Origin of the sequence: Rhizobium sp. R339, assembly GCF_002211395.1 — a bacterium.
Taxonomy (GTDB): Bacteria; Pseudomonadota; Alphaproteobacteria; order Rhizobiales; family Rhizobiaceae; genus Rhizobium.
The window spans coordinates 467,014-486,559 of record NZ_LOKV01000012.1; the positions used below are offsets into that span (position 1 = coordinate 467,014).

General features: G+C 60.7%; 13 protein-coding genes. 7 read left to right on the plus strand and 6 right to left on the minus strand.

Features of this window, described 5'->3' with window-relative positions; all coding sequences use genetic code 11:
- Window positions 1-8 precede the first annotated feature (8 nt).
- The 6 genes from ATY76_RS16295 to ATY76_RS16320 all read left to right on the plus strand — a co-directional run bounded on the left by ATY76_RS16295 (window position 9) and on the right by ATY76_RS16320 (window position 12,080).
- Entirely contained in the window at window positions 9-1,193 is a 1,185-nt protein-coding gene (locus ATY76_RS16295; RefSeq protein ID WP_088676074.1) for a GTP-binding protein, read from the plus strand.
- A 271-nt stretch (window positions 1,194-1,464) separates the two neighbouring features.
- Window positions 1,465-6,741 (plus strand): DUF4082 domain-containing protein, encoded by a 5,277-nt coding sequence (locus ATY76_RS16300; protein ID WP_088675766.1) that lies wholly within the window; start codon window positions 1,465-1,467, stop codon window positions 6,739-6,741.
- A gap of 52 nt (window positions 6,742-6,793) precedes the next feature.
- The gene (locus ATY76_RS16305; protein ID WP_088675767.1) at window positions 6,794-8,023 is read left to right on the plus strand and encodes a GTP-binding protein; all 1,230 of its coding nucleotides are present in this window, start codon (window positions 6,794-6,796) and stop codon (window positions 8,021-8,023) included.
- Between the two features lie 65 nt (window positions 8,024-8,088).
- The gene (locus ATY76_RS16310; RefSeq protein WP_088675768.1) at window positions 8,089-8,397 is read left to right on the plus strand and encodes a hypothetical protein; all 309 of its coding nucleotides are present in this window, start codon (window positions 8,089-8,091) and stop codon (window positions 8,395-8,397) included.
- 99 nt (window positions 8,398-8,496) lie between these two features.
- On the plus strand, window positions 8,497-10,641 hold the full coding sequence (locus tag ATY76_RS16315; protein ID WP_088675769.1) for a peptidase domain-containing ABC transporter: 2,145 nt from the start codon (window positions 8,497-8,499) through the stop codon (window positions 10,639-10,641).
- Window positions 10,638-12,080, plus strand: coding sequence for an HlyD family type I secretion periplasmic adaptor subunit (locus tag ATY76_RS16320; RefSeq protein WP_088675770.1), 1,443 nt, complete (start codon window positions 10,638-10,640; stop codon window positions 12,078-12,080). Before ATY76_RS16315 ends, ATY76_RS16320 begins: the two co-directional genes overlap by 4 nt.
- A 344-nt stretch (window positions 12,081-12,424) precedes the next feature.
- On the opposite strand, the gene ATY76_RS16325 is transcribed toward ATY76_RS16320, so the two are convergent.
- Window positions 12,425-12,625, minus strand: a complete 201-nt coding sequence (locus tag ATY76_RS16325) for a hypothetical protein (RefSeq protein ID WP_088675771.1) — start codon at window positions 12,623-12,625, stop codon at window positions 12,425-12,427.
- A 765-nt stretch (window positions 12,626-13,390) separates the two neighbouring features.
- Between ATY76_RS16325 and ATY76_RS16335 the strand changes: the two genes are divergently transcribed.
- Window positions 13,391-14,527 carry a helix-turn-helix domain-containing protein gene (locus tag ATY76_RS16335; protein WP_088676075.1) on the plus strand — a complete coding sequence of 379 codons (1,137 nt, stop codon included), beginning with the start codon at window positions 13,391-13,393 and terminating at the stop codon, window positions 14,525-14,527.
- Window positions 14,528-14,549: 22 nt separating this feature from the next.
- Here ATY76_RS16335 and ATY76_RS16340 read toward each other — a convergent pair whose 3' ends face one another.
- From ATY76_RS16340 to ATY76_RS16360, 5 genes are read right to left on the minus strand one after another with little or no spacing between them, the layout of a single operon-like run.
- Complete coding sequence (locus ATY76_RS16340; protein ID WP_088675773.1) at window positions 14,550-14,888, minus strand: hypothetical protein; 339 nt, start codon at window positions 14,886-14,888, stop codon at window positions 14,550-14,552.
- A 13-nt stretch (window positions 14,889-14,901) separates the two neighbouring features.
- The gene (locus ATY76_RS16345) at window positions 14,902-15,462 is read right to left on the minus strand and encodes an ATP-binding protein (protein ID WP_088675774.1); all 561 of its coding nucleotides are present in this window, start codon (window positions 15,460-15,462) and stop codon (window positions 14,902-14,904) included.
- 4 nt (window positions 15,463-15,466) lie between these two features.
- A complete protein-coding gene (locus ATY76_RS16350) occupies window positions 15,467-17,824 on the minus strand; it encodes a SpoIIE family protein phosphatase (protein WP_088675775.1) in 2,358 nt (785 codons plus the stop codon).
- Window positions 17,821-18,987 carry a class I SAM-dependent methyltransferase gene (locus ATY76_RS16355; protein ID WP_088675776.1) on the minus strand — a complete coding sequence of 389 codons (1,167 nt, stop codon included), beginning with the start codon at window positions 18,985-18,987 and terminating at the stop codon, window positions 17,821-17,823. Before ATY76_RS16355 ends, ATY76_RS16350 begins: the two co-directional genes overlap by 4 nt.
- Window positions 18,984-19,502, minus strand: coding sequence for a ubiquinone biosynthesis methyltransferase UbiE (locus tag ATY76_RS16360; protein ID WP_088675777.1), 519 nt, complete (start codon window positions 19,500-19,502; stop codon window positions 18,984-18,986). Before ATY76_RS16360 ends, ATY76_RS16355 begins: the two co-directional genes overlap by 4 nt.
- Between the last annotated feature and the right edge of the window lie 44 nt (window positions 19,503-19,546).

The following is a 19,546-nucleotide window of genomic DNA, read 5'->3' on the forward strand; positions in this document are numbered from 1 at the left end:
ACGGGACGATGAACCGCATCGACCGGCTGCCGGTGACAGTGCTCTCGGGTTTTCTCGGCGCCGGCAAGACGACGCTTCTCAGCCACGTGCTGAGCAATCGCGAGGGCCTGCGGGTCGCCGTCATCGTCAACGATATGAGCGAAGTGAACATAGATGCCAGTCTCATTCGAGACGGCGGCTGTAACCTGTCGCATACGACGGAGACGTTGATCGAGCTCAGCAATGGCTGCATATGCTGCACCCTGCGCAATGATCTCCTGACGGAAGTGCGGCGACTGGCCGAAGAGGGGCGATACGACTATCTGCTGATCGAAGGGACCGGCATTGCGGAGCCATGCCCTATCGCGGCAACTTTTTCATTCCGCGACGAGAGCGGTGTTTCGCTTTCCGATTTTGCGAAACTCGATACGATGGTGACCGTCGTCGACGCCGCAAGCCTTCTGGCCGATTACAGCAGCGCCGACCTGCTTCGCGATCGCGGCCTGCAGCGGGACGGCGAAGACCGGCGGACGCTCATCGACCTGTTGGTGGACCAGATCGAGTTTGCCGATATTGTCGTGATCAACAAGATCTCGGATGCGAGCGAAGAGGTCCGCGCGGAAGTCCGCAAGACGGTGGCTGCGCTCAACCCGGATGCGCGCCAGGTGGAGACGGACTTCGGCGAGGTCGCGCTTGCAAGCATCCTCAATACGGGCCTATTCGACGAAGTAAAAGCTGCCGCCCACCCGCTGTGGCACAAGGAGCTGTACAGCCCTGGCGACCATGTTCCGGAGACGGAGGAATACGGGGTAACGAGCTTCGTCTATCGCACGAGACGTCCCTTCGACCCCGCGCGGTTTAGAGCCTTCCTGGACGAGCCCTGGCCGGGGGTCATCCGCGCCAAGGGTCATTTCTGGCTTGCCACGCGCCCGCGTCACGTGGGTCTGATGTCGGCTGCCGGGGTGCAGCGGCGCTGCGAACCCATGGGGTTCTGGTGGGCGGCCGTTCCCCGACAGGACTGGCCTAGCCATCAGCAGTTTCGTCAGCATATCGAGAGCCGGTGGCACAGCGCTTGGGGCGACCGTCGGCAGGAGCTCGTGTTCATCGGTGTCGATATGGACGAGGCAGGTGTCCGGACCGCGTTGGACAACTGTCTGGCCAGCTCGGATCCGCGAGACTGGTCGGCTCTCGAGGATCCATTTCCGGCCTGGTAGCACAGAGCGCCGCAGGACAAAGCCGGCGTTTTCCCTCGACCGGCCGGACCGGCGAAGCAAAGCCAAGCAAGCCCCCCTTTTCACCGGCGTCAGCCGCTTGAGCGGTGGCAGCAGGAGGCTTTGAGGCCTTTCGGTCGGATATGGGGTGAGGGTCATCATATCGGCGTATGCGGTACCACCCACATACCCCTGATTGCTGTCGTACGCTCCGTTTCGAAAGCTGGCAGGATGAAATCTCCAATGCTGGTCGACGGAAACGGGGACGCCGCTCTTGTTAAGATTTCATGTGAGGAATCGAGAATATTTAAGTGCTTCGGGCGGCACGCCTTGCATCAGTCACGTAACGTCAACCTGGACTGCACTGCTTGCAACTCCGATCGTGGTGTCTTCGAGCACGCAGGCTTTTTCCGGCTTTGCCAACGAGGGCAGCGCTACCGTCCAATCGTCCTTTACCGATACGGTCACATCATCACTGATGTCATCAGTTACCACGCAATCGTCCGCCGCATCGCCGACGGCGCCTGCGGGCGACGGCGGCGCGCAAGACAGCTCGATCAAGACGGCATCGGTTGCGACGGTGTTCGAGACGCCCTCCTCGACAAGGCAAGACACCGTGCTTGCCCCCGATCCATCGCAGGAGGCTGCGACACTGCCTGCCGCTCCGGCGCTTACGGGAGTCACCAGCAATGCCGAGACGGATAGCGCGAAAACGGCGGCGCCGGTCGGCTCCTCCAGCAGCCTCGGCACAACTTCGCTGCGTCTTCAGGTTTCGACGCTCTCCCTCTCGGAGGAAACGAGCCAGGACGTTTCGGCTGAAACGACCGCGGCTCCCTCAGCGCTGGCGGCACCGGCGGCGGTGGCTTCGCCTGCAGCTGTGGTGACGCCCAACAAGATCGCGCTCGAAAACCTGAAGCAGGGCAATCCGATCAGCGAATGGGGACTGGAGGGCGACGGCAACGGTACCATCCAGGGCTTCGCCACCGAAATCAGCACCAATATCGGCCAGACGGTCGATTTCAAAATCGCCACCGATTCCACCCATTACCGCATCGATATCTACCGCATGGGCTATTATGGCGGTATGGGCGCCCGCAAGGTCGACTCGATCGAGAAATCGCTGACCACGGCGCAGATCCAGCCGCACCCGATCGTTGACATGTCGCTCGGTCTCATCGATTGCGGCAACTGGTCGGTATCGGCGAGCTGGGAGATTCCCGACGATGCTGTCTCGGGCGTCTATTTCGCCAAGCTGGTGCGCGAGGATGGCACTGAGGATGCGAGTATCATCCCCTTCGTCGTACGCGACGATGCTTCTACCAGCGATATCGTCTTCCAGACATCCGACACCACCTGGCAGGCCTATAATGCCTGGGGCGGCGCCAGCCTCTATTATGGCGAAGTTCCTGTCGATCCGGCCGACATGATCGGCTACCTGCCGCCGAACTGCAGCTGCGGGCTGACCGCGATCGGCCGTGCGTCCGCCGTCAGCTACAACCGGCCGATCATCACCAATACCAGCCCGATCGGCGGCTCGCACGATTATATCTTCGGCGTCGAATCCTCCGCAATCTCGTGGCTGGAGCAGAACGGCTACGACGTGTCCTATATTTCCGGCGTCGATGCGACGCGCAACGGCGCGCTGCTGCTCAATCACGATGCCTATCTCTCTGTCGGCCACGACGAATACTGGTCTGCAGAACAGCGCGAAAATGTCGAGGCTGCCCGCGATGCCGGCGTCAACCTCGCCTTCTGGAGCGGCAACGAATGCTACTGGAAGGTCCGCTGGGAAAGCAGCATCGACGGCAGCGGCCAAGCCTACCGCACCATGGTCTGCTACAAGGAGACCTGGGGCACGAGCACCGATCCGAGCAATGTCGGCACCGGCACCTGGCGCGATCCGCGCTATGCCGATCCGGGGCAGGAGCCGGAAAATTCGCTGACCGGCACGATGTTCCAGGTGGACAGCTACCGCCAGGATACGATCTCCATTCCCTACGACTATTCGAACCTGCGCTTCTGGCGCAACACCGAGGTTTCGGAGCTGCAGGAGGGCGATACCTATAATCTGGTGCAGAACCTGCTCGGCTATGAGTGGGATTCCGATGTCGAGAACGGCTTCCGGCCTGACGGTCTCGTCAACCTGTCGCTCTCGTCGATCTCGGTGGATACATATCTGCGCGACTACGGCACGACGGTCGGTTCGGCGATCGCCACCCACAGCCTCACCATGTACCGCGCGGAAAGCGGCGCGCTGGTCTTCGGCGCCGGCACCGTCTTCTGGTCCTGGGGCCTGAGCGACAACCACCAGGGCCCGACGACATCGACCGATCGCAACGTGCAGCAGGCGATGGTCAACATGTTCGCCGACATGGGCATCCAGCCGACGACGCTGGATGCGAGCCTGATCCTGGCGACACAATCGACCGACACGCTGAAGCCGACCTCGTCGATCAGTTCGCCGATCATAGGCGCAAGCTTCCTCGAAGGCCAGCATGTGACGATCACGGGCACGGCGCAGGATTTCGGCGGCGGCATCATCGCCGGCGTCGAGGTTTCCACCGATGGCGGCCAGCACTGGTTCAAGGCCACCGGCCGCGAAAGCTGGAGCTACAACTGGGTCGTGCAGGCAAGCGGCACCTATACGATCCTGTCGCGCGCCGTCGACGACAGCGTCAATCTGGAGGCACCATCCGCCGGAAAGCAGGTCACGGTCAGCCTGCCGGGCACGCAGGGCCTGTGGACGCTGGCGGAAAAGCCTGCTGTGGAAACGGCGATCGATCGGGATCCGGTCGAGCTCGGCCTGCGCTTTCAGGCAACGACGGCAGGCGCCGTGCAGGGCATCCGCTTCTACAAGGGCTTCTACAATACCGGCGACCACGTCGTCAGCCTCTGGTCCGGCGACGGAACGCTGCTCGCAACCGGCGTGTCGGTGGGTGAATCGCTCTCCGGCTGGCAGACGGTGATGTTCTCCTCGCCGATCCAGATCGCCGCCGGCACGACCTATGTGGCCTCCTATCACAGCAACGGATTCTTCTCGGTCACCGAGAACTACTTCAGCGAGCCCTATGCCAGCGGTGCGCTGAAGGCTGTCGATGGCGGCGGGGTCTTCGCCTATAGCGGCACCAGCACGTTTCCCGGTCAGAACCCCGGTGGCTCCAACTATTGGGTGGATGTGGTCTTCGATGCCGGCCCCAACAGCCAGCCGGTGGCGACCGACGACAGCGGGCTGACCATCGGCCACAACGGAACGCTTGTCATCTCGATTGCCGCGCTCGTGGCAAATGATGTCGATGCCAATGGCGATGCGCTGACCATCACCGCCGTCGGCAATGCCGTGAATGGCACGGTCGCTCTCAATAAGCAGACCGGAACCGTCACCTTCACGCCGGCCAACAATTATTCAGGCCCGGCAAGCTTCAGCTATACGCTGTCGGATGGTCGCGGCGGCACGGATCAGGGCAATGTCAGCCTCACCGTGCAGGCAGGTCCGGCCGGCGAGACGCTGTTTACCTCAAGCGAGGGACCGACCGGCGGCAGTTTCAACGACAATACGGCGATGGAACTTGGCATGAAGTTCGTCGCTTCGTCAAACGGCACGATCTCGGGCATCCGCTATTACAAGGCTGCCGGCGATACCAGCGTGCACACCGGCTCCCTCTGGAGAGCCGACGGCACGCTCGTTGCGACGGTGACCTTCAACAACGAGTCGCTCTCCGGCTGGCAGACTGCGAACTTCTCCACGCCGCTGCAGATTACGGCGGGTGCGACCTATGTCGCCTCCTACCACACGACCGGCAGCTATGTGGCGACGGCAGGCTATTTCAACACGGCCCATACCAACGGCTCGCTGACGGCGCTGGCCGGTACGAACGGGGTCTATGCGGTCGGATCGGGCTCGACCTTCCCGACCCAGAGCTACCAGTCGTCGAATTACTGGGTTGATGTCGTCTTCAACCAGTCGACGGGCAACACGGTGCCTGTCGCCGCCAATGACAATGGCTACACGACCTATGCCAACACGGCCCTGTCGATTGCTGCAGCAAACCTGCTTGCCAACGACAGCGATGGCGACGGCGATCCGCTGAGCGTTACCGGCGCCAACGGCGCGGTCAATGGAACGGTGACCTTCAACAGCCAGACCAACACGGTGACCTTCACGCCGAATTCAGGCTATACCGGCGTTGCAAGCTTCTCCTATTCGATCTCGGACGGGCATGGCGGCACGGCTTCGGCCACCGTCAGCCTCACGGTCAATTCGCAACCCGGCGGTGGCACGACCTCGAGCCTGTTTACCGGTGCCGATACGTCGGGTGTTGGCGCCGCCAATGACGCCAACTCGGTCGAACTCGGCGTCAAGTTCATCGCTTCCGCCAATGGCCAGATCACCGGGCTCACCTACTACAAGAGCGCTCAGGATACCGGCACGCATGTCGGCTCGCTCTGGACCGCGAGCGGCCAGCTCCTTGGCCAGGCAACCTTCATCAACGAGACGGCAAGCGGCTGGCAGACGGTTTCCTTCACCCAGCCGATCAATGTCACGGCCGGCACCACCTATGTGGCGAGCTACCATTCGAACGGCTTCTATTCGGCAACGGCGAACTACTTCACGACCGACCATACGAGCGGCGCGCTGACGGCGCCGGCAAGTTCGGTCAGCGGCGGCAACGGCGTCTATGCCTATGGCACGGGCAGCCTGTTCCCGACCGCTTCCTACAATGCCAGCAACTACTGGGTTGATGTGCTCTATCAGCAGGGTGCGCAGAATGCGGTTCCGGTCGCCGCCAATGACAGCGGCTACTCGACCAATACGGGCACGCCGATTACCATCCAGGCCTCGGCGCTGCTTTCAAACGATACCGATGGCGATGGCGATCCGCTGGTGATTACCGGCGTCAGCGGCGCGGTCAACGGCTCGGTCGCCTGGAACGCCCAGGCCCAGACGGTGACCTTCACGCCGACGGCGGGCTATTCCGGAGCGGCGAGCTTCAGCTACGCGATCTCGGACGGCAAGGGCGGCACGGCCTCGGCCCAGGTGGCGCTCACCATCAACAGCCCGGCTGCAGGCCCAGAGCAGAACTTGTTTGCCGCCAATGCGACGCCCTCGGTCGTCTCGGTCAACGACAACCAGCAAGTCAATCTCGGGATGAAATTCCAGGCCGATGCCGCAGGCTGGATCACCGCCATCCGCTTCTACAAGGGCGCCGACAATACCGGCCCGCACAACGGCTATCTGTGGACCGCCTCGGGCACGCTTCTCGGCAGCGTCACCTTCAACAACGAGACGGCGAGCGGCTGGCAGACCGCACAGCTCAGCCAGCAGATCGCCATCCAGGCGGATACGAGCTACGTCGTTTCCTACAGCACCAACGGCCATTATTCGGCGACCGGCAATTACTTCGCCAGCGACGTGACGAATGGGGACCTGAAGGCATCAGGCGGCAATAACGGCGTCTATGCCTATGGATCGGGCGGGCTGTTCCCGACCGCCAGCTATAACAGCACGAACTACTACGTGGACGTGGCATTCAAACCGCAGCTCGCTGCGTAACGCCCACGCGGATGCAAGGCCAAGCATGCCGTGAAGTGTGAGAGTATCGACGATGCGTACAGATATCAGATTGCCGGTTACGGTTCTCGCCGGGTTTCTCGGCGCCGGAAAGACGACTGTGCTCAATCATGTCCTGAGCAATCGGGAAGGGCGTCGGGTTGCCGTCATCGTCAACGATATGAGCGAGGTCAACATCGATGCGGATCTCGTGCGCGAAGGGAGTGCGGACCTCCTACGCACGGACGAGACACTGGTGGAACTCACCAATGGATGCATCTGCTGCACGCTGCGTGAAGATCTCCTGAGCGAGGTCAGGCGGCTCGCGGCCGCCGGCCGTTTCGACTATCTGCTGATCGAGGGCACCGGCATTGCCGAACCGCTGCCTGTCGCGGCCACCTTCTCCTTCCGGGACGAGAGCGGGGCGGCCCTTTGCGACGTGGCGAGGCTCGACACGATGGTCTGCGTCGTCGATGCGGTCAATCTGCTTGCCGATTACCACAGCGCCGAGTTCCTTGCCGATCGCGGCGAGAGGCGTGACGGGGACGACGAGCGGAAGCTCGTGGACCTGCTCGTCGAGCAGATCGAATTTTCCGATGTCGTCATCATCAACAAGGCAGGCGACGTGTCCTGCGCCGACCTTGCCGAGGTTCGCCGGGTCGTCGCTGCACTCAATCCGGATGCCCAGGTTGTCGAGGCGGTCTTCGGCCAGGTGCCGCTCGACACGATTCTGGATACCGGCCTCTTCAGCGAGGCGAAGGCTGCCCGCCACCCGCTCTGGCACAAGGAGCTCTTCGGCTGGGGCGACCATGTGCCTGAGACCGAGGAATACGGCATTTCAAGCTTCGTCTATCGCAGCCGCCGGCCTTTCGCGCCGTTGAGGCTCAAGGATTTCCTCGACAGGAAATGGGCAGGCCTCATCCGCGCAAAGGGTCATTTCTGGCTGGCGACGAGGCCTGATGAGATCGGCCTGCTGTCGATCGCCGGCACCCAATGCCGCATCGAAACCAGGGGATACTGGTGGGCCTCCGTGCCGAAGGTGCAATGGCCTCGCTTTCCGCAATTCCGCCAGCTCATCGACCGGCATTGGGACGAAGTCTGGGGCGACCGCCGCCAGGAACTCGTCTTCATCGGCTCGCACTTCGACAAGGCGGCGATCCGGGCCGCGCTCGACGATTGCCTGACCGGGGAGGAGACAGGCTTCGATCCGCAAACTGCCGTCGGCCTTCGCGATCCGTTTCCGGCATGGCGGCATGACACGCACGCATCGGGGCGAAAAGCGTGAAGCGGATTCGGACAATCCGATGCGCCGCAAAATGACAGTTTTCACATCAACCAGAGGAGAGAACAATGAGCAGCGAACTTTATGCAGATGGCATCGGTGAAATCACCATCACGGGAACGATCGTGCGCATCGACGTGATGTCGCTCTCGGCCACCGAGCGAGACGCCAACAACAATCCGAAGCCGGTGTTCCGCCAGCGCATCATCATGCCGGTGGATGCCTTCGCCAATGCGGTCGATCTCATGCAGAAGGCGCTTGGCGGGCTGGTCGAGGCGGGTGCGGTTCGCCGCATCGGCGACATGTCGGGGGCGGCGGCTGCCGACATTCAATCGACGCAGGGCGGTGCGTCGAACGCCTCGCCGAACTTCAACTGATGAACAGAGGTGTGGAGCGCTGCGCGTCGATCCGGACGCGCAGGAGACGTCTCCAACTTTTAAATCCAAGTCTCGGTCTTGTAGCGTTTCGGGTGGGCCATGAGTGGTTTTCTGCATACCAACCTGCACTGTCTTGCGCTCGTTGCGCGTCATCACGGCGTCGATCTTTCGCCTGAGCGACTGCAGCACGATTATGCCGTCGGCAACGATCCGGTGGCCGTGCGGCAGATGCTTCGGATGGCCAAGGATGCCGGCCTCAGGGCGAGGCATCTGACCCTCGACTGGCGAAGCCTGTTCCACCTCGGCGAGGCCTTCCCGGCTCTTGCCGAACTTTCGAACGGCAACTGGGTGGTCATCGCCGGCGCCATCGGGGAGGGCGAGGACGAGAGGATCCGCGTTCTCGACCCGCTTGCCGCCCGCCAAGAAGTCATGTTGCTGAGCGAGGAGCAATTCTCCAAGGCCTGGTTCGGATCGGTGGTTCTGTTGAAGCGCAACTATCGCATGTCCGATGAGGACCGGCCCTTCGGCTTCCGCTGGTTCATCCCCGAGATCATCAAGCAGCGCAGCTTCTTCCGCGATGTGGCGCTCGCCGCCTTCGTGCTCTATGGCCTCGGGCTGACGACGCCGATGTTCTTCCAGCTCGTCATCGACAAGGTGCTCGTGCATCAGAGCTATGCGACGCTGACGGTTCTGACGATCGGTATCGCGGTGGCGCTCGTCTTCGACGCGACCTTCAGCTTCCTGCGCCGATATCTGCTGCTCTACGCCACCAACAGGATCGACATCCGGGTGGCGACGCGCACCTTCGGCCATCTGCTCAACCTGCCGATCGCACTCTTCGAGCAGGCGTCTGCCGGCGTTCTCGTCAAGCATATGCAGCAGACGGGGCGCATCCGCGAATTCCTGACCGGTCGGCTGTTCCTGACGCTTCTCGACGGCGTCTCGCTCTTCGTCTTCGTGCCGATCCTGCTTCTCTACAGCGTCAAGCTAACGCTCGTCGTGCTCGGCTTCGCGGCGCTCGTCGGGCTGGCAGTCATGATGCTCGTCGGGCCGTTCCAGCGCCGCCTGCAGGCGCTCTACCAGGCCGAAGGCGACCGGCAGGCCCTGCTTGTCGAAACCGTGCACGGCATGCGCACCGTCAAATCGCTGGCGCTGGAGCCGCGCCAACGCAAGGTCTGGGACGATTATTCGGCCCAGTCCATCTCCGTGCGCTTCCGCGTCGAGAAGATCTCGACCATCGCCCAGTCGCTGACCGGGCTTCTGGAAAAGCTGATGAGCGTCGCCATCATCGGGCTTGGCGCGCTCGACGTGTTCTCAGGCGCGATGACGATCGGCGCGCTGGTTGCCTTCAACATGCTCGCCGGCCGCGTCTCCGGGCCGCTCGTGCAGATCGTCACCATGGTGCATGAATATCAGGAAGTGGCGCTGTCCGTGCGCATGCTCGGCGAGATCATGAACCAGCGGCCGGAACAGGCGGGCCGCGGGCGCGGGGTCAGGCCGCATCTGCATGGCCGCATCGAATTCGACAGGGTCACCTTCCGCTATGCGCCCGACGCAGCACCTGCGCTCGACAATGTTTCCTTCGCCATTCCGGCAGGCTCGGTCTTCGGCGTGGTCGGCAAGAGCGGCTCGGGCAAGACGACCATCACCCGGCTCATCCAGGGGCTCTACCAGAGCCAGGAGGGGCTGGTGCGCATGGATGGCTATGACAGCCGCGAAATCGACCTGGTTCATCTCAGAACCAGCATCGGGGTGGTGCTGCAGGATAATTTCCTGTTTCGCGGCACGGTGCGCGATAATATCGCCGCCGCAAAGCCCGATGCCAGCATCGAGGAAATCATGGAGGTCGCCCGTGTCGCCGGCGCGGAGGAATTCATCGAGCGGCTGCCGCGCGGCTTCGACACGATGTTGGAGGAGAACGCCGCCAATCTCTCCGGAGGCCAGAAGCAGCGGTTGGCAATTGCCCGCGCGCTGATCACCGACCCCAAGCTGCTGATTTTCGACGAGGCGACGAGCGCGCTCGACCCCGACAGCGAGGCGATCATCCGCGAAAACCTCAGCCGCATCGCCGCCGGCCGCACCGTCATCATCGTCTCGCACCGGCTTTCGACACTCGTCGACGCCGATGCCATTCTCGTCATCGAGCGGGGCAAGGTCGCCGATATTGGCCGGCACGATCAGCTGGTGTCGCGCTGCATGACCTACCGCCACCTGTGGTCCCAGCAGATGAGGCAGGTCGCATGAACGCGCATATCAGAAAATCCGACGAAAACATGCCGGTGCCCACAGAGAAGAGGCCTGCAGACAAGGGTCCCTCAGGCAGGGGCGGGCAACTTGTGGCCCGCCCGCCGCTGCCGCCGGCAATCGCGGAATTCCAGTCCGATGCGGTGGAGCTCGAGGAACGCGCGCCGCCGCGCGTTGCCCGCATGACGCTCTACTGCGTCACTGCGCTGCTTGCCGCGGTCATCACCTGGGCCTCCGTCTCCTCCATCGACGAGGTGGTCATTGCGCCGGGAAAACTCGTCACCACGCAGCCGACCATCGTCGTCCAGCCGCTCGAAACCTCGATCATCCGCACGATCGACGTGAAGGCCGGCGAGGTGGTGCATGCCGGGCAGACGCTCGCAACCCTCGACGCCACTTTCAGCCAGGCCGATGTCGACCAGCAGCAGGCGAAGTTCTCCGCGCTCGACGCCCAGGTGCGGCGTATCGAGGCCGAGCTTGCCGGCGACGACTACACTGTCATGGCCGGCAACACCCCGGACGAGATGCTGCAAGTGCAGCTCTTCGGCCAGCGGCGGGCCTTCTATATGGCGCAGCTGCAGAATTTCGAGCAGCAGATCGCCGGCCAGTCGGCCGCACTTGCCGCCAGCAAGAACCAGGAGGCCGTGCTCATCGACCGGCGCGACACGCTCTCGCAGATCGAAGGCGCGCGCACCCGGCTCTACGACAAACAGAGCGGCTCGCTGATCACCATGCTCGGTTCGCGCGACGCCCGTCTCGACGTCGAATCCGATCTGACCGCCGTCCGCGGCAAGGCCGACGAGGCCGCCCACGCCTATGCCAAGCTCCGGGCTGACCGCCAGGCCTTCATCGAGGATTTTCGCCGCGCCGCCATGGAGCAGCTGGTGGAGCTGCGCGGCCAGCGCGACATGGCCGATGAAGAGCTGAAGAAGATGGAACTGCGCCGCAACATGGTGTCGCTGACCGCGCCCGCCGATGCGGTCGTGCTCGATCTCGCCCAGCGCTCCATCGGCTCGGTGGTGCGAGAAGCCGAACCGATCGTGACCCTGGTGCCGATCAACGTGCCGCTCGAAGCCGAAGTCTCGATCAACACCCGCGACATCGGCCGCGTGGCTGTCGGCAAGGAAGCCCGCGTCAAACTCGACGCTTATCCTTTCCAGAAATACGGCACAGCCTCGGGCGAGGTGAGAACCATCAGCCAGGACACGTTCCTCACCGGCCAACAGGAGCAGACGGAGACCCCGAGCCAGCCTGCCGCCCCCTTCTTCAAGGCGCGGATCCTGCTTGCCGATACCCGGCTGAATGCCGCAGATGTCCCGGTGCGACTGCTTCCCGGTATGACCGTATCTACGGAAATCAAGGTCGGCAAACGAACGGTGATCTCCTATTTCCTGTATCCGCTGCTGCGTGGCCTCGATAACGCAATTCGCGAACCGTAGGACGCGGCAGGGTGATGTCACGTTGTATGACCGAAGCCGGACGAAGCGCTTGTCAGTGAACTCAGGCTGCCGGGGCAGTCACGGCTTTCCACTACGCCATTGCTCGGATCCGTGAATATGGGTGGCGAGGCGCTTCCGGTGCGACAATGGCCAGCGGGGCTCGCGATGGCCATCCCTGATCGTTCTTGAGATGAAGGTGGAATTCAAAGAAGGATAAACATCCCAGCGAACGATACCTGCAGCGGATTTACCCGCCGCAGGCAAAGCCGGCCTCATGGAAAGTGGCAAGCAGGTGGGCTATTCTTGCGGCGGATAACACCGCAGACGCCGAAGCGATCGGCTTATTAATGCGATCGAGGCTTCTTGTTCGCGATGAGCATCACGAGGTCTTCGGAGGCATCTGCGAGCGCCAGCGCCAGTTCCTCTGCGAGCCAGCCGCGTTTCTGCAAATTCACGAGCATTTCCACCATGGCGACTTCGACTGCGCTTCTGCAGCTCGAAATCGGGTTCAATTCTATCTGTTTCTCGTTGCTTATGGTGGTCATCTTAGCCTCCGTTCTGCACATGAAAGCGCAGGTTCGTGTAAAATTTCTCGAAGCGTCGAATAGATAGGGGTTGCGTGCAAGCCTCGGCTCATTACGCATAGACACAGATAGCGCCTCGGCTGCGCGCAACCCCTCGCTCCACCGTCACCCGCCCATCCGGCATCAGGAGCGTCTTCCATAAAATGCGATCGGGCGAACCTCGCATTGCTGGCAACAAGAATTCTTCTGCGGTTCGTATCGAGAAGAATTCAATCGTAGGCCAAAGCTTGTCCAAAGCTTGCAGGAATATCACTCGGATAGTCACGACTATCCTCTCGCGGTCGCCATGTTTTCTTTTGATTAGTGTCGCTTCGCACTTGAAAGTGCTCTGCAACTACCTTGCGTCGCCACATGAGATATTGCTGAATCTCGGAACTGCTATGGCCTCAACCATTGCTTATTTAGATACAGGATCCGCACGCATTTGTCGTTATCTTCGCATCCCGTAAATTATCATTTCGTACATTTCTGCTCGGATTAGAATATGATAGATGATTTATACACGTAACGTTGCCGCCGTCTTGGAACAGGATGATTTTAGGCTCTTTGGCCTAAAACCTGAATCCTGTTCTAAATTAAAGAGTTAGAGCATGTTGCCGTCCGAAAACCGCTCACACTTTCGGCATCATGCTCTAGATGGAACGGCACGGAGGGTTCAGCCCCGCGAAAACGTTTGTTTCGCTCTCAATTTCAGAAGCCTGGATCGGCATGCGCGGGAGGGATTGGATGAGTAAGGAGTCCGAACCTGGAAATGACCTCCCCGAGGAACAGGAACGGCCGGACCAAAGGGAGCGGCGGCGGTGGCCGCGCGAGCCTGCCATACAAAAGGAACATCGCCTGGATGTCCCCCCTGCGCTGGTTCCCTTGCATTTCTCGACGCAGGATCTGCCGCCGAAAGAGCAGTTCCAGGCCTGGCGCGCGCATATGGCGCCGCTCGTCGATGTCCGTCTGCCGGACCCAAGCTCGGCGGACGACGGCTTCCTCGCCAAACAGGTTGGCTGGCGTCTTGGCGACGTCCTCATCATTCAGCAGCGCGCGCAGGCATACAGTTTCATTCGCGATCAAACCATGCTGCGCTCGAGCCCTATTGACCACTGGAGCGTCGGCCTGTTTCGCAGCGGCCGGGCCTGGACCGAGGTTAACCGTCGCGTCACGGAAGTCGGTCCCAGTGAGGCGCTTTTCACATCTCTCGGTCATCCCTATCGCGGACGAATGATTGATTCCGTCGCCGTGCTTGTTTTCTTGCCCTATGAATTGCTGGCTGCGAATGCGAGCCTTCTCCAGGGGGGCAACAATACGGTTCTGTCCGGCAGCCTGGCCGAATTGCTTATAAGCTACATGACTGGCCTGGAAGCAAACCTGAGCAGTCTAACCGCTGGGGAGGTGCCGCGGGTCGTACAAACGATCTCCGATATGATCGTCGCATGCGTCGCATCGTCCGCACGGCCGGATACGGGCCAGATCCAGACCGGCATGGGCATGATGGAGCGGGCGCACCGCTACATTTACCTCAACCTCCATTCAGACGATCTGACCCCCGACGCCATGTGCCGTGCGTTGGGTATCTCGCGCACGCGGCTCTATCAATTGTTCGAAGCGAGCGGGGGCGTCTTCAACTACATTCGCAAACGTCGATTGCTGCAGGCCTATGCGGATCTCAGCAACCCGGCCGACAACAGGCAAATCTCCGAGATCGCCGAGGCCGCCGGCTTCAACGCCGCTGCCAACTTTACGCGTGCTTTCAGCCACGAATTCGGGCTCAGCCCACGCGACATAAGAAAAACCGTCGCAACGGAGCGCCCGGTTGTCCCGGTTGCGCTTCCCGCGCCTCGTCGCGGGACTACAATCGGTGATTGGCTATAATTGGTGTCTCCGAGGCTTCCGCTCAGGCGAGCCTGAGATCCACGCCCGGATATAGCTTCTTCAAGTTCGGAAGGGATTTCGACTGCCACGGATATTCCGAGCTTCCGCGTACCGTGAATTGGACATTCGGCTTGTTGCGGACTTCGATTGTCAGCTTCGCGAGCAGGTTGATCCCGGAAGAATTGAGAAATTGCAAGCCTGTAAGGTCGACGGTGACGCGATCCGGAGCGGCCTCCAGAATACTCATGACAAGGGAAAAGATGGGCGCATAGGCTTCCGTATTCGGCAGGCGCATGATTCCGTCGAAGTAAATTTCCGTACCTTCCGACCAGACCTGATATTCTTCTTCCTTGATTTCCATATTCACTCTCTCGTTAATTCGAGGCATCTGGAACTGTGATGGATGCGTAGGTTTCAAGCGGAATTCTGCCGTCCGGCTTCTCCGCACCAAAAACCCATGCAAAGTGGGCGCCATAGTCACTCATGAGAGTGAGAAGCCCAAGACCAGAGATGGTCGAATCCGCGTCTCTTGCATTTGCCTCTATCTTCTCGATGAGGAGGTCGCCCGGATCACTGATGGTGATTTGCGACAGCAGATGCTGGAATTTCCGGGACGCTTCCTCATCGACAAGATTGGAGACCTTTGCGCGAAAGACGTTGTTTTCAACCGAAGCCTCCACGACGATTTCGCCGGCTGCGCGGAATTTGACCGCATTCTCCACAAGCTCGTTGGTGAGATAACCGACATTATGCCGGACCTCCCTATAGAGGCTATGGGATGTGCGGTAGCGCAAGGCGACGAACTCGGCGACGAAATCCGAGGTGATCGCGCAATGTTTCCAACCGAGATCGAGGGGGCCCTCGAAAAGGCGCAGCCGCGTAATATTCTCGCCCGTTCCGATCGCCAGATCTTCCAGTCCATATAGGATCGTCATCCCTTCACCTGTGCCTCATAACCACGAGCGTGATGTCGTCATGGATCTTCTGCGTGCCGATATGCGCCATCAAATCCTCGATGATCCCGATCTTCATGTCCTCGGCGCTCAAGCCGTATCGCCGGCCGGCGCTATCGCAAAGCCGCTCGATGCCGAAGAGTTCACCATTGTGACCCTCGGCCTCGGTCACGCCGTCGGTGTGCAGAATGATGATATCGTCGCGGTCAAAGGATACCTCGCGTGTCGCCACGAACGATGAAATATCCGGTTCCAGCCCGATCGGCAGGCCGAGGTCGAGCGTGTCGATCCGCTCGACTTTTCCGAACTTGCGCACGACGATCAGCTCCTCGTGCTGGCCCGACAGCGTCAGGCGTCTTCCATCATAGTCCAGAAAGGCGAGGGAAAGGTGCTTGTTGGTGCTGGTCCTGACGAGGTTTTTATAAATGGCTCGGTTCACGCTGTTCAGAAACTGAGAAGGCTCCATGTCGCCGGCCTCCTGCAATGCCCGCGCGATCGACTGGACCATCAGCATCAACACGCCGCTTTCCAGGCCGTGTCCGGTGACGTCACCGATGCCGATCTTCAGCCGCTTTCCATCCCTCAGGACATCGTAGTAGTCGCCCCCAACCTCGTCGGCGGGGCGCATGTAAGCAGAGATTTCCAGATCCGGAATTTCTTCCAATTCACCGGTCTTGGGCAGAACCATCATTTGGATCCGGCGCGCAACCGCAAGCTCCGCGCCCAAGCGCAGGTTTTCGCTGCGCAATTGTCTGTTCAAGGTGGAGATTTGCTGGTTGGCTGCTTCGATCTCCTGCGTTCTGTCCTCGACAAGCTGCTCAAGATTCTCCGTATGGAAACTGATCTGCTCAGCCATGCGGTTGAAGGCCAATCCCGCTTCTCCGACCTCATCGCGTGTGGGGATGTCCACCCGCACGGAGTAGTCCTTCGCCTGGATGCGTTTGGCGGCTTCGGCGAGCGAGCTGATGCCCCGGGTGATGCGCTTCGATATGGCAAAAACGGCTGCGATGACAAAGCACAGCGATACCAGAAGCGCCAGGATCTGGTAGATCAGAATCCGATTTGTCGCCTTTGAAATTCCGGCTTGGGCGGCAAACAGCGAAGCGTAGATCTCCCGCTCCGGCACGACAATGCCAAGCAGCATGGCTTCGCGTCCGACGGGGCCGGAAACCCAAAGGTTCGTCGGCTGCAGCTGTTTCAGGACGACGAGGTAAGGAACCTTTTCGCCATTTTCATCAAGGAGAATATGGCGTAACAGCCCATCCTCACCCAGCGGCAGTTGCGCCACTTCCGGCTGCGTACTTCCTTTCAGCGAACGGTTCAGGCCCGTGACGCCTTCGCCGCCCTGATTGTTCGATGCACGCAATCCGATGATCTTCTCGCCGGTCGGATTGATGGCCACGACGTTTCCATCCGACATGGCCAGGAATCCGAAGCCGTTATCGGCAACCTTGACGTTCTCGACGATGCCGGCGAGCTGGTCGAGCGTGATATCCGTTCCGGCAGCGCCGGCCACTTTCTTACGGTCGGGGGACCAGAGCGGCTGAAAGAAGCTGACGATGAGCTTGCCGGTGATTGCATCCGTGTAAGGCGCCGTCTGCGTAATCTCGCTGCCGGCCAGCCGTTTTTCCTCGCCTCTGCCCCATCCCTCCCACGACTCGTAAAGTCCGGGAAAGAAAAAGGTCCAGAACTCCGCGCTGTTGTGGCCCGGATAGAGCTTGTCGAAGGTCTGGGCCTGCTCCGTGTAGGGCGCCGTCCTGAAGATCGGACGCTCCTTCGGGCCGATATAATACATCTGAAGCTTGGACAGGCCGTCCGACAGCAGGCTGGGCGCGACCAGGTCGAGAACGGCACTGTTATCGATGTCCCTCTGGACATCAGGCAAGGGGCGGTGATCGGGCCCCAGCAGATAACCCCAGATGCTGACGACGGATGGCGAGCCCGGCAGGTTCTGAGCCCATCCCCCTTTCTCATCGTAGACGACTTTGGCGCTTTCCGGAGAAGCGAGAGCCATGGCCTGACCGATCTGGGTTTCTCTGGCGGGACGATCGATCTGTTCCTGAAGAACCCCCGCCAATGTGGCGACGTCGGAGTGGACCTGGCTGAGCAGCAGGTTCACATGTTCAGCGGTTACTTCCGCGTAGGATCGGATATAGCCCTGATTGGCTTCCTCCAGGCCTTGGCCGACCTCGGCGGTGGCATCCCGAGAGAGCCTTTGCACGTTCCAAAGCGCCAGACCTCCGGTCACCAGCAGGTCGAACAGCACGGCGCTGCCGACGACGAGGACGAACTTCGCACGAAACGAGTTCAAGCCAAAACGTGCGACGTGCCGATCTGCCTTCATGATGGCTTGCGTCCGGACGCCGCCCAGATTGGCCAGCCGGCATAGCCCTTCGGATGAAGGGCGGCAAAAATATGGTCCCTGAAACCCAGTCGAAAACGTTCTATGAAATCGGAGGAATCGCCGCGCCTGACAGCCATTTCTCCGGCATAAACATTTTCCCAAGCCGAGATGACGTCGGCAAAGTCCTGCGGGTCGCCGTCGAGATTGGTGACCATGAAAGACTCGACGAGAATATTGTCAAAGCCGGCGTCGGTGAGATATCGGCGGCTTTTCGGGCCGAGTTCCACGTCCATTTCGAAGTGGCTGAAGAGCTTTGCCACTTCATTATAGGTCCATTGGATGCTCTGTGAGCGGGGTTCTCCCAGGCAGTGCGAATTTTTCTCGTTGGTGATGTATACCCGCCCGCCCGGCTTACAGATCCGGAAGAGCTCCTTGAGAAGCACATCCGGCCGATTGAATATCTGGAGCGAGTGACGGCAAGTCACCAGGTCGAACTGGTTGTCTTCGAGCAGCATCTCGGAGGCGTCGCCGAAGGTATATTCGATATCGGCAACGTCGAAGCTGGCGGCCATGTCGCGGGCATAGGCAAGACTTGCTCTGGAATGGTCGAGGGCCACGATCCGGCTCGGCCGGAACTCCTTTTTGACGAGCATGGCGAAATCACCGATGCCGCAGCAGATATCGGCCATCGCAATCCCCGGCCGCATACCGTGACGGGGAAGGATGGTGCGCTCGTGGCGCCAGGTCATCTTGGTTTGTGTGCGCAATATCGGGATGAAGCTCGGATCCTCGACGAAGCTCTGCCCGGGGTAAAATCCGGCATCATAGACCTCCACCGTGACCCGCGGCTCGAGGCTGCCGAGGTGCTTGAACATGCGCTCGGTCCAGCCGACGACGCTTGACGTCACCACGACGAAACGAAGGTCGGTCCTTGTCCGGCAGGTGTCCAGCACAACGCGGGCAAAAGCCTGAAATGCAGTGTTATTCATCTGAACAAGGCGTTTTATATTGATGTAGAGAACGCCTCGGACATCGTCGATTGCGTTCCTGAAAATGCAGAGGCTGGAGCCTATCTCGTCGACGGAGTGTGGCCGGATCACGCCCGCCAGGAAGAATTCCTGGCTGTTGGAGTCGAATTCCGCAAGGAAGGGGGCCGTGCTCAAAGTGTGCTTCCTTCAAGCGGCAGGTCGACGACCAGCGTTATGGATGCTGGGGCGGGCTCCTCCAGACGCAGACGCGCATCGAAGTTGATCGCCAGATCGAGAAGAATGACTTCCCTGTTGGGCGCCTGGTCTATTGAAATGGCGCTGAGATAACGCGCGAGCGCATCTTTTTGACGGGTTCGCGATACCGCCTCGCGGTAGAATTCCCGCTGTTCGGCGGGGCAGGTGAAACTGAGCCTTACGCGTTCCGTCGCATCGCGCCGATAGACTGCGCAGTCTATCGAACCCTGCGGGGAAGCGCCGCGGAATGATACTTCCAGCAGTTCGTTGAGAGCAAACGAGAAGAAATTCGAATGCCGAATGGGATCGGTGCGATTGTGGCTGATCATCCGCGCCACGAAGGTCGACAGCTGATCGCAATGCTGCCAGTCGGAAAGAAATGTCGCCATATCCATCTCGAACCGCAGAAGAGGCTTGAAGGCCGCTTCCGCTGACATGTCGCTGACTGCATTCATGCCGTTTCCTCCTTCCCATATCCCCGTCCGAGAGAGTTCAAGAA